We start from the raw sequence: 14,201 nt of genomic DNA, 5'->3' as shown, positions 1-14,201 counted from the left end.
TTCAAGGGCAGTCATTGTAGCGGGGAAGTGACTCCATGTGCAGAGCAATCCCCGTTGTTTCAAAAAACCTGACCGAAACGTAACACACACAGGCCCTGGGGGCTTAATGTCATCTGAAAAACGAATCCTTGCCAGCTTTGTTGTGCCGCCGGAATTGAGTGACCGGCGCCTGGATCAGGCGGCGGCAGAACTGATGCCCGAACACTCCCGTTCCCGCCTGCAGTCCTGGATCAAAAGTGGTGCTTTGACGGTGAATGGTAAGGCTCGAAAGCCTCGCGACAAAGTGATGCTGGACGATCGCCTGGCGCTGGATGCCGAGCCGGAAGCTCAGGTGAGCTGGCAGGCCGAGGAAATATCCCTCGATATCGTCTATGGGGACGAGCACTTGTTGGTCATCAACAAGCCGGCGGGTCTTGTTGTGCACCCGGCTGCCGGGCACGCCGATGGGACCCTCGTTAACGCGCTGTTGAATTACGCACCGGAAGTCGAGAATCTGCCCAGAGCGGGCATCGTTCACCGACTCGACAAAGACACCTCCGGCATCATGGTTGTCGCCCGCAGCCTGATTGCGCATACGTCCCTGGTCGACCAGCTACAAACCCGAACCATGGGCCGCGAGTATGAAGCGGTCGTCGTGGGCACCCTCACCGGCGGTGCAACGGTAGACGCGCCCATCGGCCGGCACCCGCGGGAACGCAAGAAAATGGCGGTTGTCGCCTCCGGCAAACCGGCGGTCACCCATTATCGCCTGGTGGAGCGCTTTGCCGCCCACACCCACGTCCGCTGCAAACTGGAAAGCGGTCGAACCCACCAGATCCGGGTCCATATGGCCTATGTAAAACATCCGCTGGTCGGAGACCCTCTCTATGGTGGCCGGCTGAGGCTGCCCAAGGGGACCACCGAAGAGCTTCGAGAGGCCCTCTCTGCTTTCCATCGCCAGGCTCTCCACGCCCGGCAACTGACCCTGGAACACCCGGAAACCGGTGAAATCCTGACCTGGGAGGTGCCCCTGCCTGAAGACATGGTTGCCCTGATCGAGGCCCTGCGCAAACACGCCCGGGAGCTGGAAGCGCGTGACTATTGAAGGTGACGCCCTGAAGCCTGACTGGTCCGCGCCCGACAGAGTGGGGGCCCTCAGCACAACCCGCGCCGGCGGCGTTAGCGGGCGACCCTGGGACAGTCTTAACCTTGGTAGCCACGTTGAAGACAACCCCGATAATGTGCAACAGAATCGACTGAGACTCGCCGAATCCGCAGGCCTGACAAGCGAGCGGATCGGTTGGCTCAATCAGGTGCACGGTACTGATGTCGTCGAACTGACCCCGGATAACGTCGGACAAATCGCCAAGGCCGACGCCAGCTACGCCCGTCATCCAGGCATCGCCTGCGCCATCCTCACCGCCGACTGCCTGCCCGTTATCCTTGCCGATCGCGAAGGAACCGTCGTCGGCGCCGCCCACTGTGGCTGGCGAAGCCTTTGTGGGGGCGTTATTGAGAATCTGGTGAGCGAAATGGCCGTTGCACCCGAAACCCTGCAAGCCTGGCTCGGCCCAGCCATCGGACCGGGCAGCTTCGAAGTCGGCCCGGAGGTCCGGGAAGCGTTCCTCGAAAATGATCCGGAAGCGGCCCACGCTTTCAAAGCCGAAGGCGCTCGGTCGGGTCATTTCATGGCAGATATCTATGCCCTTGCCACTTTGCGGCTAAATCATCTCGGTGTTTCAAGCGTGGCTGGCGGTGGCCTCTGTACTGTTCGCGATTCGAATCGGTTTTTTTCTTACCGCAGGGATGGCCAGACAGGCCGGATGGCGACGCTGGTTTGGCTTGTAGACTGATTACCTAACTTGCATTGGCTAGCTTGAGATTTTCCTGAAAGGTTTGGGGGCTGGTGCAGGGCTGCACCCAGCCCTCAATCTCAAACTGACGGCCGTCAATTTTCTGACGAATACACCGAGCCCCCGCTTGAAGTCCCCCTACTTGCCCCTACATTAACTGTCAAAGCAATCGAATATCCGCCACCGATGGCACCTTGGTATTCGCAGAAATTTGGGGAAAGTACACATGAGAATCGACAAGCTGACCAGCAAGTTGCAGACCGCCCTCGCGGACGCACAATCCATTGCTGTCGGAAAAGATCACAATTTCATTGAGCCCGTGCACCTCTTGCAGGCGCTGCTCGACCAGGAAGGCAGTGCCATCAAACCACTGCTCAAACAGGCCGGCGCAGAGCCCGGACGCATTCGCCAGGCGATTGCCCGTGAAATCGAGAACCTGCCGGAAGTACAGGGATCAGCCGGCGACGTCTCCATGTCCAATGACATGGGCCGCCTGTTCAACATTGCCGACAAACTCGCACAGAAGCGCAAAGACCAGTACATCTCCAGCGAGCTGATGCTGCTGGCCGCCCTGGAAGACCGTGGCACACTTGGCCGGGTACTCCGGGAGCAGGGCGTAGATAAAGCTGCCCTGGAAAAGGCCATCGACGAGGTTCGCGGTGGTGAAGCCGTCAACGACGCCAGTGCCGAGGAAAACCGTCAGGCGCTGTCCAAATACACCATTGATCTCACCGAACGGGCCGAAGCTGGCAAGCTGGATCCGGTTATCGGTCGCGATGATGAAATCCGTCGCACCATTCAGGTATTGCAGCGCCGCCGGAAAAACAACCCGGTCCTCATCGGTGAGCCCGGCGTTGGTAAAACCGCCATCGTCGAAGGGTTGGCCCAGCGGATCGTCAACGGCGAGGTGCCTGATGGCCTCAAGGACAAGAAAGTCCTGTCACTCGACATGGGCGCCCTGATTGCCGGCGCCAAGTTCCGGGGCGAGTTTGAAGAGCGCCTTAAAGCCGTCCTGAACGAGCTGTCCAAGCAGGAAGGTCAGATCATCCTGTTCATCGACGAGATCCATACCATGGTCGGTGCCGGCAAGGCCGAAGGTTCCATGGATGCCGGGAACATGCTTAAGCCCGCCCTGGCTCGAGGCGAGCTGCATTGTGTGGGCGCGACCACCCTTGATGAATACCGTGAAAATATCGAGAAAGATGCAGCCTTGGAGCGTCGCTTCCAGAAAGTTCTGGTCAGTGAGCCCGGCGAAGAAGATACGATCGCCATCCTGCGGGGGCTGAAAGAGCGTTATGAGGTGCATCACGGGGTTGAGGTAACAGACGGCGCCATCATTGCTGCCGCCAAGCTTTCTCACCGGTACATCACCGACCGGCAGTTGCCGGATAAGGCCATTGACCTGGTGGACGAGGCGGCCTCCCAGATTCGGATGGAAATGGATTCGAAGCCCGAGGCCCTGGATCGTCTCGAACGTCGTCTGATTCAGTTGAAAATCGAGCGTGAGGCGCTCAAGAAAGAGACCGATGCTGCCTCGAAAAAACGCTTGTCGGAGCTGTCCGATGTGATCACCGGTGTCGAGCGTGAGTACGCCGATCTGGAAGAGGTCTGGAATACCGAAAAGGCCGCGTTGCATGGGTCCCAGAAGATCAAGAGCCGGCTGGAGCAGGCCCGGATTGATCTGGAGAACGCTCGTCGCGCTGGTGATCTTGGCAAAATGTCCGAGCTCCAGTACGGTCAGATTCCCGAGCTCGAGCGCCAGCTGGATATGGCCAGCCAGGCCGAGATGATGGAAATGAAGCTGCTCCGGAACCGGGTAACCGACGAAGAGATTGCCGAGATCGTTTCCAAGTGGACTGGCATTCCCGTGTCCAAGATGCTGGAAGGCGAGCGCGATAAGCTAATGCGCATGGAGGAAGCCCTGCACGACCGGGTGATCGGCCAGGATGAAGCGGTCGAGGCCGTATCCAACGCGGTGCGTCGTTCCCGTGCGGGTTTGTCCGACCCCAATCGCCCCAATGGTTCGTTCCTGTTCCTTGGCCCGACGGGTGTGGGCAAGACCGAGTTGTGTAAGGCTCTGGCGTCCTTCCTGTTCGATACCGAGGAAGCCATGGTGCGCATCGACATGTCCGAATTCATGGAGAAGCATTCCGTGGCCCGCCTGATTGGTGCGCCTCCGGGCTATGTCGGCTATGAAGAAGGCGGCTACCTGACTGAGGCCGTTCGTCGCAGGCCTTATTCCGTGCTGTTGCTGGACGAGGTGGAAAAGGCCCATCCGGATGTGTTCAACATTCTTCTGCAGGTGCTCGAGGATGGCCGTCTCACGGACGGGCAGGGCCGGACCGTCGATTTCCGGAATACGGTTATTGTGATGACCTCAAACCTTGGCTCGGACATCATCCAGCAGAAGGCAGGCGAGGAGAACTACGAAGTCATGAAGAATGCCGTCATGGAAGTTGTCGGTACTCATTTCCGCCCCGAGTTCATCAACCGGGTGGATGAAGTGGTGGTGTTCCATCCGCTGGCTGAGAACCAGATCCAGGGTATTGCCCGCATTCAGATCGAATCTCTGAGCAAGCGCCTGAAAGAGCAGGATATGAAGCTTGAGCTGGATGATGCGGCGATGGAGTTGCTTGCTGAAGTCGGGTATGACCCGGTCTACGGTGCGAGGCCTTTGAAGCGGGCGATTCAGCGAATGATCGAAAACCCGCTGGCCCAGCGGCTGCTACAGGGAGAGTTTGTTCCGGGGGATATTATTCGGGGGACGGTGAAGGATCATCATCTGAGCTTCCAAAAAGCTTGAGCAAGAGAAAGGGCCAGTATAAAGTCTGCTGGCCCTTTCTTAATAGAGCTATTGTTGGTCGCTATTCTCAACTGGCCCGCAATTTTCTTCAGCGATTCTTAAAGCTTCAGCTTTTTTCTCAGCAATCTCTTCCTGGCTCAGGTAGCGCTGCTCACCATTCTCTTCAATCCGAATGCGGGCGTTGCGCTCTATAAGCTCAAGATTGGAGCGCGCGGTTGCGCAGTTTGCCTCACGCTGTTTTCTGCGCGCTTGCTCAACTGCGGACTCCTGGCGCTGCTCCGCCTCCTCCGATTGGCGTTCCTCCAGATTTTGAAGGCGCTCCTGAGGGCTTTGTGGATTGCCGGATGCGTTTGAAGAAGTGCCTGAGCGCACATTGACCCGTTCGGCCTTTGAGCCAGTAGGCTGCCGGTCCCCAAAGTGGGTAACCCCGTTCTCATCGGTCCATTTATAGACAGAGGCGCTTATGGCTACCCCAGGTACAACAGCCAGTAATATGGTCAGCGTCAGGATTTTTCTGTTCATGGCTCTACTCGCGTATGTTCACTGCTCCCGGGCAGGCAGACTACCTGGATAGACCGGGCCCTTTTTTTCAATTCATTATTCCATATCATGCCACTGGTACTGCGGATTTTCTTCTGTCTGGTTCAAATCTTTGTATGGATTTGTAGCAAGATTGGCAGACCTTCGGCCAGTATAGGCACAGAAACCTGCAACGGCTATTGACAGGGAGTTTCGCGCTGTCAGAATTACCGATTGCCTGAAGACTGGGGTCAATACGGCAGGCAATCCCGAGCGAGTATCCCCCATCAATTACCACACTGAACGCGCCGCGCATCCGTCGCGGGATGGTTGTTGCTTACGTGCAACCCGTTGATTGGCCGTTCTCCGCAACCCTCAGGAGGGCGGCTGGCCAGGAGACAACCTCTTAACAAGGTGTGGAGGAGCAGCCGGTTCCGCTTTCAAAAGAAGCATGGACACCGTGAATCCAGGCATCCGGGACCCGTCCCGGCTCATTCACTCGTAGAAGAGGGTAGAAAATCGTGGAGTTATTGTCTGGCGCCGATATGTTGATCCGGTCCCTTCAAGACGAAGGCATCGAATACGTATACGGCTATCCGGGTGGTGCAGCCCTTCATATTTATGACGCGCTGTTCAGGCAGGACAAAGTCAAGCACATTCTGGTCAGGCACGAGCAGGCGGCGGTCCATATGGCCGACGGTTACGCCCGAGCAACCGGAAAACCAGGTACCGTACTGGTGACCTCGGGTCCTGGAGCCACCAACACTATTACCGGCATTGCCACTGCATTCATGGATTCCATCCCCATGGTGGTTCTGTGCGGGCAGGTTGCATCCACTCTCATCGGTGAGGACGCGTTCCAGGAAACCGATATGATGGGTGTCTCCCGGCCGGTGGTGAAGCACAACCTCAGTGTTCGGCACCCCGAGGAAATCCCGGAAATCATCCGCAAGGCTTACTACATTGCTGCCACCGGCCGTCCCGGCCCTGTGGTCGTGGATATCCCCAAGGATATGACCACGCCGAACGAACGGTACGAATACGCTTACCCCAAGAAGGTCAAACTGCGGTCCTACAACCCCGCTATTCGCGGCCATGCCGGTCAGATCAAGAAAGCCGTCGACATGATGCTGGCGGCCAAGCGCCCGGTTATCTACGCAGGTGGTGGGGTGATTCTGGGCAAGGCATCGGATCAGTTGACCGAGCTTGTCCGGATGCTGGGGTATCCGATCACCAATACCCTGATGGGGATTGGTTGCTACCCGGCCAGCGACAAGCAGCATCTTGGTTGGCTCGGCATGCACGGCACCTATGAAGCGAATATGGCCATGCACCACTCGGATCTGATTCTCTGCGTGGGAGCCCGCTTTGATGACCGGGTGACCAATGCCACCGAGAAGTTCTGTCCGGGCGCGCGCATCATCCATATCGACATCGACCCGGCTTCAATTTCCAAGACCGTGGATGCGGATGTGCCCATTGTTGGTCCGGTAGACGCCGTGCTGAAGGAAATGCTGTCGCTGGTCAAGGAAGCCAAAGAAAAGCCCGATGCGGATGCCATCGCTTCCTGGTGGAAGCAGATCGATGAATGGCGGGCATTCCACGGTATGCGTTACGAAACCAGCCCGGATGTGATCAAGCCCCAGGAAGTGATCGAGATGCTGTGTCGCCTGACTAACGGCGAAGCCTTCGTGACTTCCGATGTAGGGCAGCACCAGATGTTTGCGGCCCAGTATTACAAGTTCGACAAGCCCAACCGCTGGATCAATTCCGGTGGCCTGGGCACCATGGGCTTTGGTTTGCCGGCGGCCATGGGGGTCAAACTGACCCATCCGGACGATGAAGTGCTGTGCATTACCGGTGAGGGTAGTATCCAGATGAACATCCAGGAGCTGTCCACCTGCAAGCAGTACAATCTGCCGGTGAAGATCATCAATCTGAACAACCAGGCGCTGGGTATGGTCAAGCAGTGGCAGGACATGAACTATGAGTCACGTCATGCCGAGTCTTACATGGAATCACTGCCAGATTTCATCAAGCTGGCGGAAGCCTATGGGCACAAGGGTGTCCGGATTGAAAAGAAAGAAGATCTGGAAACCAAGCTGAAAGAAGTGCTGGCAATGAAGGACGATCTGGTATTCGTGGATATCTACGTGGACCGCTTTGAGCACGTGTATCCGATGCAGGTTGCCCGGGGTTCCATGAAGGATATGTGGCTCAGCAAGACGGAGAGGGTCTGATCATGCGTCGAATCATTTCTGTTTTGCTTGAAAACGAGCCCGGCGCTCTGTCACGGGTTGTTGGTCTGTTTTCCCAGCGCAACTACAACATCGAAACACTCACCGTGGCGCCGACCGAGGACGAGACCTTGTCCCGTCTTACCGTGACCACGACGGGGTCTGACAAGGTGATCGAACAGATCACCAAGCAACTGAACAAGCTGATCGAAGTCGTCAAGTTGGTGGATCTGACCGAAGGTGCCCACATCGAGCGTGAGCTGATGCTGGTCAAACTGAAGGCCACGGGTTCCCAGCGTGCCGAGATCAAGCGTACGGTAGACATTTTCCGCGGCCAGATTGTGGATGTGACCAGCTCGGTCTACACGGTTCAGCTGGCAGGTGACAGCGAAAAGCTGGACGGCTTTATTCAGGCCGTTGGCACGTCGGGCGTTCTGGAAGTAGTCCGCAGTGGTGTATCCGGTATCGCCCGAGGCGAGAAGGTGCTCAGCCTTTAACGATTTCAAACAGGGTTTGAACATTATGGCCCCTCGGGGCCATCACAAATAACAGAGGTTTCTCATGCAGGTTTATTACGATAAGGATTGTGATCTTTCCATCATCCAGGGCAAGAAAGTTGCCATCATCGGCTTCGGTTCCCAGGGCCACGCGCACGCGTGCAACCTGAAAGAGTCTGGCGTTGACGTAACCGTCGGTCTGCGCCCGGGTTCCTCCTCCATCGCCAAAGCCGAAGCCTATGGCCTGAAGACCAGCGACGTGCCGTCTGCGGTTGCCGCGGCTGACGTTGTTATGGTTCTGACCCCGGACGAGTACCAGGCTCAGCTGTACAAGGCTGAAATCGAGCCGAATCTGCAGCAGGGCGCCACCCTGGCATTCGCCCACGGCTTTGCGATCCACTACAACCAGATCGTTCCGCGCAAAGATCTGGACGTAATCATGGTTGCTCCAAAGGCGCCGGGCCACACGGTTCGCACCGAATTCGCCAACGGCGGCGGTATTCCCGATCTGATCGCCATCTTCCAGGATGCCTCTGGCAATGCCAAGAATCTGGCCCTCTCTTACGCCAGCGGTATCGGTGGCGGTCGTACTGGCATCATCGAAACCAGCTTTAAAGACGAGACTGAAACCGATCTGTTCGGTGAGCAAGCCGTTCTTTGTGGCGGCACGGTGGAGCTGGTCAAGGCCGGTTTTGAAACTCTGGTTGAAGCCGGGTACGCACCGGAAATGGCCTATTTCGAATGTCTGCACGAGCTGAAGCTGATCGTAGACCTGATGTACGAAGGCGGCATTGCCAACATGAACTACTCCATCTCCAACAATGCGGAGTATGGTGAGTACGTGACTGGTCCGGAAATCATCAACGAGCAGTCTCGCGAAGCCATGCGCAACGCGCTGAAGCGTATCCAGAGCGGCGAGTATGCCAAGATGTTCATCTCTGAAGGCGCTCTGAACTACCCGTCCATGACTGCACGTCGCCGCCAGAACGCTGCCCACGATATCGAAGTGGTTGGTGAGAAGCTGCGCGGTATGATGCCGTGGATCTCCGCGAACAAGATCGTGGATAAGGACAAAAACTAAGCGGAATTCCGCTTGGTTTTGAAAAACGCGGCCCGTGAGGCCGCGTTTTTCGTATATACTCCGCCCAAACGCTTTCCGGAGTAATGGAAATGACTGAAGAAAGAAAAACCGCCGACGGCAAGCAGAACCCGGACTACGAAGTCGAGGCCGGGGAAGTGGTTGAAGAAGAGCTGGTTGAGGGTGCCCCGGTTCGCCGAAAAGGTATCTATCTGCTCCCCAATGCTCTTACAACGGCTTCGCTGTTTTCAGGTTTCTACGCCATAGTCTCTGCCGCAAACGGCGTGTTTGATAACGCCGCGATTGCCATTTTTGTCTCTATGATTCTGGATGGACTGGATGGCCGTGTTGCCCGGATGACCAACACCCAGAGCAAATTCGGAGAAGAGTACGACAGCCTGGCCGACATGGTGGCCTTTGGTGTTGCCCCTGGCCTTGTTGCCTTCTTCTGGTCGCTGAACGCCTTTGATAAGGTCGGTTGGGCCGTTACTTTTATCTACGTGGCTGGCGCTGCACTTCGTCTGGCCCGCTTCAACACCCAGATTGGTTCAGTTGACAAGAAGTTCTTTGTTGGGTTGCCCAGCCCCGCAGCCGCAGCGTGCGTTGCTGGCTTGGTCTGGTGCTTCCATCTCTTTGAGCCCGCTGCCTGGCTCACGTTGCTTACCATGGTGGTGGTTGCAGGTACGGGCGTGCTGATGGTTAGCAACATTCTCTATCGCAGTTTCAAGGATCTGGATCTGCGTGGTCGGGTGCCTTTTGCTGCTATTCTTCTTGTGGTCCTGGTGTTTGTAGTGATCGCGCTGGATCCGGCTACCGTACTCTTTACCGGATTTCTGATATACGCGTTGTCCGGCCCTGTTCGTGCGCTGTTTCGTGGTAAGCCCCGAAAAGCTTCAGGCGCCGTTGACTGAGTTCTTGCTACCCGGGCCTTCTCATCGAGGCCCGGGAATTTTCACCACAGTCTCCGGTCAACGCCTTAGCTGGCTGACGCCCTGACGGAGACTTTCCATGTTTATCAAGAATCGCCCATCCTGGGTGTTGCCCCACTCAGAAGTTACCCCCGAAGCTGTTTATCTCAATCGAAGGAAATTCATGTCTGGAGCTGCGGCCGTTGCCGCGGGCCTTTCAGTGCCGGGTCTTTTATCCGCTGCGAAGCTACCGGTGCCTGGGGAGGCGCTGGACTACGTTGCAATGCCCGGCTTTTCTACCGATGAGGAGAAAACACCGTTCGAGGATGTGACCCGCTATAACAACTTCTACGAATTTGGCACCGGAAAAGGCGATCCGGCCAAGTACGCCGACGAAATGAGTGTTGATCCCTGGTCCATAGTGGTTGAAGGTGAATGTGGGCGGCCCGGTAAATATGCCTTGGAAGACCTGCTAAAACCTCATGAATACCAGGAGCGGGTATATCGCCTGCGTTGTGTTGAGGCCTGGTCCATGGTTATTCCCTGGATTGGCATTCCACTCGCCGACGTTATAAAACGGCTTGAACCCAATTCCCGAGCGAAATACGTCTACTTCGAAACCCTGTATGATCCGGATCAGATGCGGGGGCAGCGCTCATTGTTCAGCACCATCGACTGGCCCTACCAGGAGGGCTTGAGGATGGATGAGGCCATGAACGAGTTAAGCTTCCTGGCGGTCGGGCTGTATGGCAAAACCATGCCCAATCAGAATGGCGCCCCTATACGGCTGGTTGTTCCCTGGAAATACGGATTCAAGAGCATCAAATCGATCGTCAAGATACGTTTCCAGGAGGAGCGCCCGAAAACCACCTGGGAAATGCTCGCGCCCCAGGAGTACGGATTCTATGCCAACGTTAACCCGGAGGTGGACCATCCAAGGTGGAGTCAGAAGCGTGAACGTAGACTGCCTTCCGGTCTGCTTTCGCCCAACTGGGTGGAGACGGTTAAGTTCAATGGTTATGGGGAGCAGGTGGCCGACCTGTACAAGGGTATGGACCTGAGCAAGTTCTATTGATGACTGGTCCTCGAATAGTGGATCGACCTGGCTTTGTCTTGGCTTTTCGCCTTCTTGCCGCCTTTCTTGCCTGCGTTCCACTACTGATGTTGGCCATCAACATCGCGACCCAATCTCTGGGGCCTGACCCGGGCCAGGAGGTGACGGAGTCACTCGGCCTTGCGGCGTTCCAGTTGTTAATCGTGACTTTGGCGATGACTCCCCTCAAGCGTTGGTCCGGTTGGGCAGGCTGGATCCGGGTTCGCCGAATGCTCGGCCTGTTTGCATTCTTTTATGCTGTACTGCATGTGTTGGCGTTTCTGCAATTCATACTCGGGTGGAGTGATCTTTGGGCGACGTTTACCAAGCGGCCCTACATTGTTGCGGGTGCACTTTCTTTCCTTATGCTCGTGCCTCTGGCTGTGACCTCAACCAGGGGAATGGCGAAGCGGCTGGGTAAAAGCTGGAAACCGCTGCACAAGCTGATCTACCTGATCGCCATCGCTGCCTGGGTCCATTTTATCTGGCAGGCAAGAAGCGATATTGCCGAAATGGTTGCCTACGGCCTGGTCATCGTCGGTTTGCTGGCGTTGCGCTGGAAATGGAACGGCGTTCGAGGGTTGATTCCTCTTGTCAGGGGCTGATTTTGGCTTGAAAATTGACCAAGGTGATCGATTTCTGATCAGTCCACTACGTGGAAACCGAAACCGCTAGAAATTAATTCAAAAACCTCGTTGACAGTTTTTCTGACGCCTGTAGAATGCGCACCACTTCTGAGGGACAAGCCGCTCACGGCGGTCTCCCGAAGCGATGCAACTGTTTGAAAGTATTGAAGAAAACGAGTTTTGAAATTCTTCAAATAAACGGTTGACAAGGCAGCGGAACGATGTAGAATACGCGGCCTTGATTGAGCAACAGCTCAAACGCTCTTTAAAAAGTTGACCAAGTAATTCGTGTGGGCGCTGGCCGAGGTATTTCGGATATGAAATATCAGGACAGTGACTCGTCGAAATTGAGTTTTGTCTTGAGCAAGAATTGCGATCTTCGGATTGCTATATGATTTAAACTGAAGAGTTTGATCATGGCTCAGATTGAACGCTGGCGGCAGGCTTAACACATGCAAGTCGAGCGGTAACAGGGGGTGCTTGCACCCCGCTGACGAGCGGCGGACGGGTGAGTAATGCATAGGAAACTGCCCAGTAGTGGGGGATAGCCCGGGGAAACCCGGATTAATACCGCGTACGCCCTTCGGGGGAAAGCAGGGGATCTTCGGACCTTGCGCTATTGGATGTGCCTATGTCGGATTAGCTAGTTGGTGGGGTAAAGGCCTACCAAGGCGACGATCCGTAGCTGGTCTGAGAGGATGATCAGCCACATCGGGACTGAGACACGGCCCGAACTCCTACGGGAGGCAGCAGTGGGGAATATTGGACAATGGGGGCAACCCTGATCCAGCCATGCCGCGTGTGTGAAGAAGGCTTTCGGGTTGTAAAGCACTTTCAGTGAGGAGGAAAAGTTGGTCGTTAATACCGGCCAGCCTTGACGTTACTCACAGAAGAAGCACCGGCTAACTCCGTGCCAGCAGCCGCGGTAATACGGAGGGTGCAAGCGTTAATCGGAATTACTGGGCGTAAAGCGCGCGTAGGTGGTTTGATAAGCGAGATGTGAAAGCCCCGGGCTTAACCTGGGAACGGCATTTCGAACTGTCAGGCTAGAGTATGGTAGAGGAGTGTGGAATTTCCTGTGTAGCGGTGAAATGCGTAGATATAGGAAGGAACACCAGTGGCGAAGGCGGCACTCTGGACCAATACTGACACTGAGGTGCGAAAGCGTGGGGAGCAAACAGGATTAGATACCCTGGTAGTCCACGCCGTAAACGATGTCTACTAGCCGTTGGGACTCTTGAAGTCTTAGTGGCGCAGCTAACGCACTAAGTAGACCGCCTGGGGAGTACGGCCGCAAGGTTAAAACTCAAATGAATTGACGGGGGCCCGCACAAGCGGTGGAGCATGTGGTTTAATTCGACGCAACGCGAAGAACCTTACCTGGCCTTGACATGCAGAGAACTTTCCAGAGATGGATTGGTGCCTTCGGGAACTCTGACACAGGTGCTGCATGGCCGTCGTCAGCTCGTGTCGTGAGATGTTGGGTTAAGTCCCGTAACGAGCGCAACCCCTATCCCTAGTTGCTAGCAGTTCGGCTGAGAACTCTAGGGAGACTGCCGGTGACAAACCGGAGGAAGGTGGGGATGACGTCAGGTCATCATGGCCCTTACGGCCAGGGCTACACACGTGCTACAATGGCGCGCACAGAGGGCTGCAAACCCGCGAGGGGGAGCCAATCTCACAAAACGCGTCGTAGTCCGGATCGCAGTCTGCAACTCGACTGCGTGAAGTCGGAATCGCTAGTAATCGTGAATCAGAATGTCACGGTGAATACGTTCCCGGGCCTTGTACACACCGCCCGTCACACCATGGGAGTGGATTGCACCAGAAGTGGTTAGTCTAACCTTCGGGAGGACGATCACCACGGTGTGGTTCATGACTGGGGTGAAGTCGTAACAAGGTAGCCGTAGGGGAACCTGCGGCTGGATCACCTCCTTAAACGAAGCCGAACGCTTCGGTCAGAGTCCACACGAATTACTTGGTTGGCTGAATAAAGAGAGCAGATGGGTCGTTGCAGGCCCGTGTTTTTGGGTCTGTAGCTCAGGTGGTTAGAGCGCACCCCTGATAAGGGTGAGGTCGGTGGTTCAAGTCCACCCAGACCCACCAGAATTTCACTGCTCGTCGTTGTCAAAGCACTTGCATAGCAGGCTATGCGGCGCACTTTGACGCCTAGATCAGCAAAATCCTGGTCTTGGAGGCGATAGCAGAGCGCAGGACAGATTACGTTAATCTAGGCGCAGCTTGAATGAGTGAAGGAGTGACCCTCGATGGGTCATGACTGATGCGAATGAATGCTGCAACGACGAGTAACGGAAGCTGGACAAGTTCTGGGGCTATAGCTCAGCTGGGAGAGCGCCTGCCTTGCACGCAGGAGGTCGGCAGTTCGATCCTGCCTAGCTCCACCAAATTACTGACTAACTCCGGTTAGCAGTGTGCAGAAACAAGCTTTTCAGTTGTGTGACTCGATTGCGAGTTGTAGCTGAAGATCTTCTTTCTGATCACTGGGTCAGATTTGCTCTTTAACAAATTGGACGAGATAGAACACGAAGATATTTCTCTCATTATCTCCGAGAGGAATATGTTCAAAGTGATAGCGATTTCAAGCGTT

Annotated in this window: 10 protein-coding genes, 2 tRNA genes and 1 rRNA gene; 12 read left to right on the top strand and 1 reads right to left on the bottom strand. The window is 55.8% G+C overall.

The window, feature by feature from the left end; all coding sequences use genetic code 11:
• The first annotated feature begins 106 nt into the window (after positions 1–106).
• The 3 genes from rluD to clpB all read left to right on the top strand — a co-directional run bounded on the left by rluD (position 107) and on the right by clpB (position 4,635).
• Entirely contained in the window at positions 107–1,084 is a 978-nt protein-coding gene (gene rluD, locus ABNF92_RS06660; protein WP_349343773.1) for a 23S rRNA pseudouridine(1911/1915/1917) synthase RluD, read from the top strand.
• The gene (gene pgeF / locus ABNF92_RS06655) at positions 1,074–1,832 is read left to right on the top strand and encodes a peptidoglycan editing factor PgeF (protein WP_349343772.1); all 759 of its coding nucleotides are present in this window, start codon (positions 1,074–1,076) and stop codon (positions 1,830–1,832) included. The genes rluD and pgeF overlap by 11 nt, the downstream gene beginning before the upstream one ends.
• Before the next feature lie 226 nt (positions 1,833–2,058).
• Positions 2,059–4,635, top strand: coding sequence for an ATP-dependent chaperone ClpB (gene clpB / locus ABNF92_RS06650; protein WP_349343771.1), 2,577 nt, complete (start codon positions 2,059–2,061; stop codon positions 4,633–4,635).
• A gap of 48 nt (positions 4,636–4,683) precedes the next feature.
• On the opposite strand, the gene ABNF92_RS06645 is transcribed toward clpB, so the two are convergent.
• Positions 4,684–5,157 (bottom strand): DUF4124 domain-containing protein, encoded by a 474-nt coding sequence (locus ABNF92_RS06645; RefSeq protein WP_349343770.1) that lies wholly within the window; start codon positions 5,155–5,157, stop codon positions 4,684–4,686.
• Positions 5,158–5,675: 518 nt separating this feature from the next.
• Here ABNF92_RS06645 and ABNF92_RS06640 point away from each other — a divergent pair.
• From ABNF92_RS06640 to ABNF92_RS06600, 9 genes are all read left to right on the top strand, one after another.
• Positions 5,676–7,394 carry an acetolactate synthase 3 large subunit gene (locus tag ABNF92_RS06640; protein ID WP_209398909.1) on the top strand — a complete coding sequence of 573 codons (1,719 nt, stop codon included), beginning with the start codon at positions 5,676–5,678 and terminating at the stop codon, positions 7,392–7,394.
• A 2-nt stretch (positions 7,395–7,396) separates the two neighbouring features.
• Positions 7,397–7,888, top strand: a complete 492-nt coding sequence (gene ilvN / locus ABNF92_RS06635) for an acetolactate synthase small subunit (RefSeq protein ID WP_008170692.1) — start codon at positions 7,397–7,399, stop codon at positions 7,886–7,888.
• 64 nt (positions 7,889–7,952) lie between these two features.
• Positions 7,953–8,969 carry a ketol-acid reductoisomerase gene (ilvC, locus tag ABNF92_RS06630; RefSeq protein WP_069185199.1) on the top strand — a complete coding sequence of 339 codons (1,017 nt, stop codon included), beginning with the start codon at positions 7,953–7,955 and terminating at the stop codon, positions 8,967–8,969.
• 89 nt (positions 8,970–9,058) lie between these two features.
• A complete protein-coding gene (gene pssA, locus ABNF92_RS06625) occupies positions 9,059–9,877 on the top strand; it encodes a CDP-diacylglycerol--serine O-phosphatidyltransferase (protein ID WP_349343769.1) in 819 nt (272 codons plus the stop codon).
• Positions 9,878–9,974: 97 nt separating this feature from the next.
• Positions 9,975–10,949 carry a protein-methionine-sulfoxide reductase catalytic subunit MsrP gene (msrP, locus tag ABNF92_RS06620; protein ID WP_349343768.1) on the top strand — a complete coding sequence of 325 codons (975 nt, stop codon included), beginning with the start codon at positions 9,975–9,977 and terminating at the stop codon, positions 10,947–10,949.
• 38 nt (positions 10,950–10,987) lie between these two features.
• Positions 10,988–11,572: a protein-methionine-sulfoxide reductase heme-binding subunit MsrQ gene (locus tag ABNF92_RS06615; protein ID WP_349343767.1), complete on the top strand. Its 585-nt coding sequence runs from the start codon at positions 10,988–10,990 to the stop codon at positions 11,570–11,572.
• Positions 11,573–11,991: 419 nt separating this feature from the next.
• Positions 11,992–13,531 (top strand): 16S ribosomal RNA (locus ABNF92_RS06610).
• A gap of 91 nt (positions 13,532–13,622) precedes the next feature.
• Positions 13,623–13,699 (top strand) — tRNA-Ile (locus tag ABNF92_RS06605).
• Between the two features lie 223 nt (positions 13,700–13,922).
• A tRNA-Ala gene (locus ABNF92_RS06600) sits at positions 13,923–13,998 on the top strand.
• The last annotated feature ends 203 nt before the right edge of the window (positions 13,999–14,201 follow it).

Origin of the sequence: Marinobacter sp. MMG032, assembly GCF_040112695.1 — a bacterium.
Lineage (GTDB): Bacteria > Pseudomonadota > Gammaproteobacteria > Pseudomonadales > Oleiphilaceae > Marinobacter > Marinobacter salsuginis.
Note: the sequence above shows the minus strand (reverse complement) of the source record. Positions and strands in the feature narration are given on the sequence as shown.

Coding starts and splice junctions, on each gene's coding strand:
- rluD (WP_349343773.1), top strand. CDS start 107: ATGTCATCTGAAAAACGAATCCTTGCCAGCTTTGTTGTGCCGCCGGAA.
- clpB (WP_349343771.1), top strand. CDS start 2,059: ATGAGAATCGACAAGCTGACCAGCAAGTTGCAGACCGCCCTCGCGGAC.
- ABNF92_RS06645 (WP_349343770.1), bottom strand. CDS start 5,157: ATGAACAGAAAAATCCTGACGCTGACCATATTACTGGCTGTTGTACCT.
- ilvN (WP_008170692.1), top strand. CDS start 7,397: ATGCGTCGAATCATTTCTGTTTTGCTTGAAAACGAGCCCGGCGCTCTG.
- ilvC (WP_069185199.1), top strand. CDS start 7,953: ATGCAGGTTTATTACGATAAGGATTGTGATCTTTCCATCATCCAGGGC.
- pssA (WP_349343769.1), top strand. CDS start 9,059: ATGACTGAAGAAAGAAAAACCGCCGACGGCAAGCAGAACCCGGACTAC.
- msrP (WP_349343768.1), top strand. CDS start 9,975: ATGTTTATCAAGAATCGCCCATCCTGGGTGTTGCCCCACTCAGAAGTT.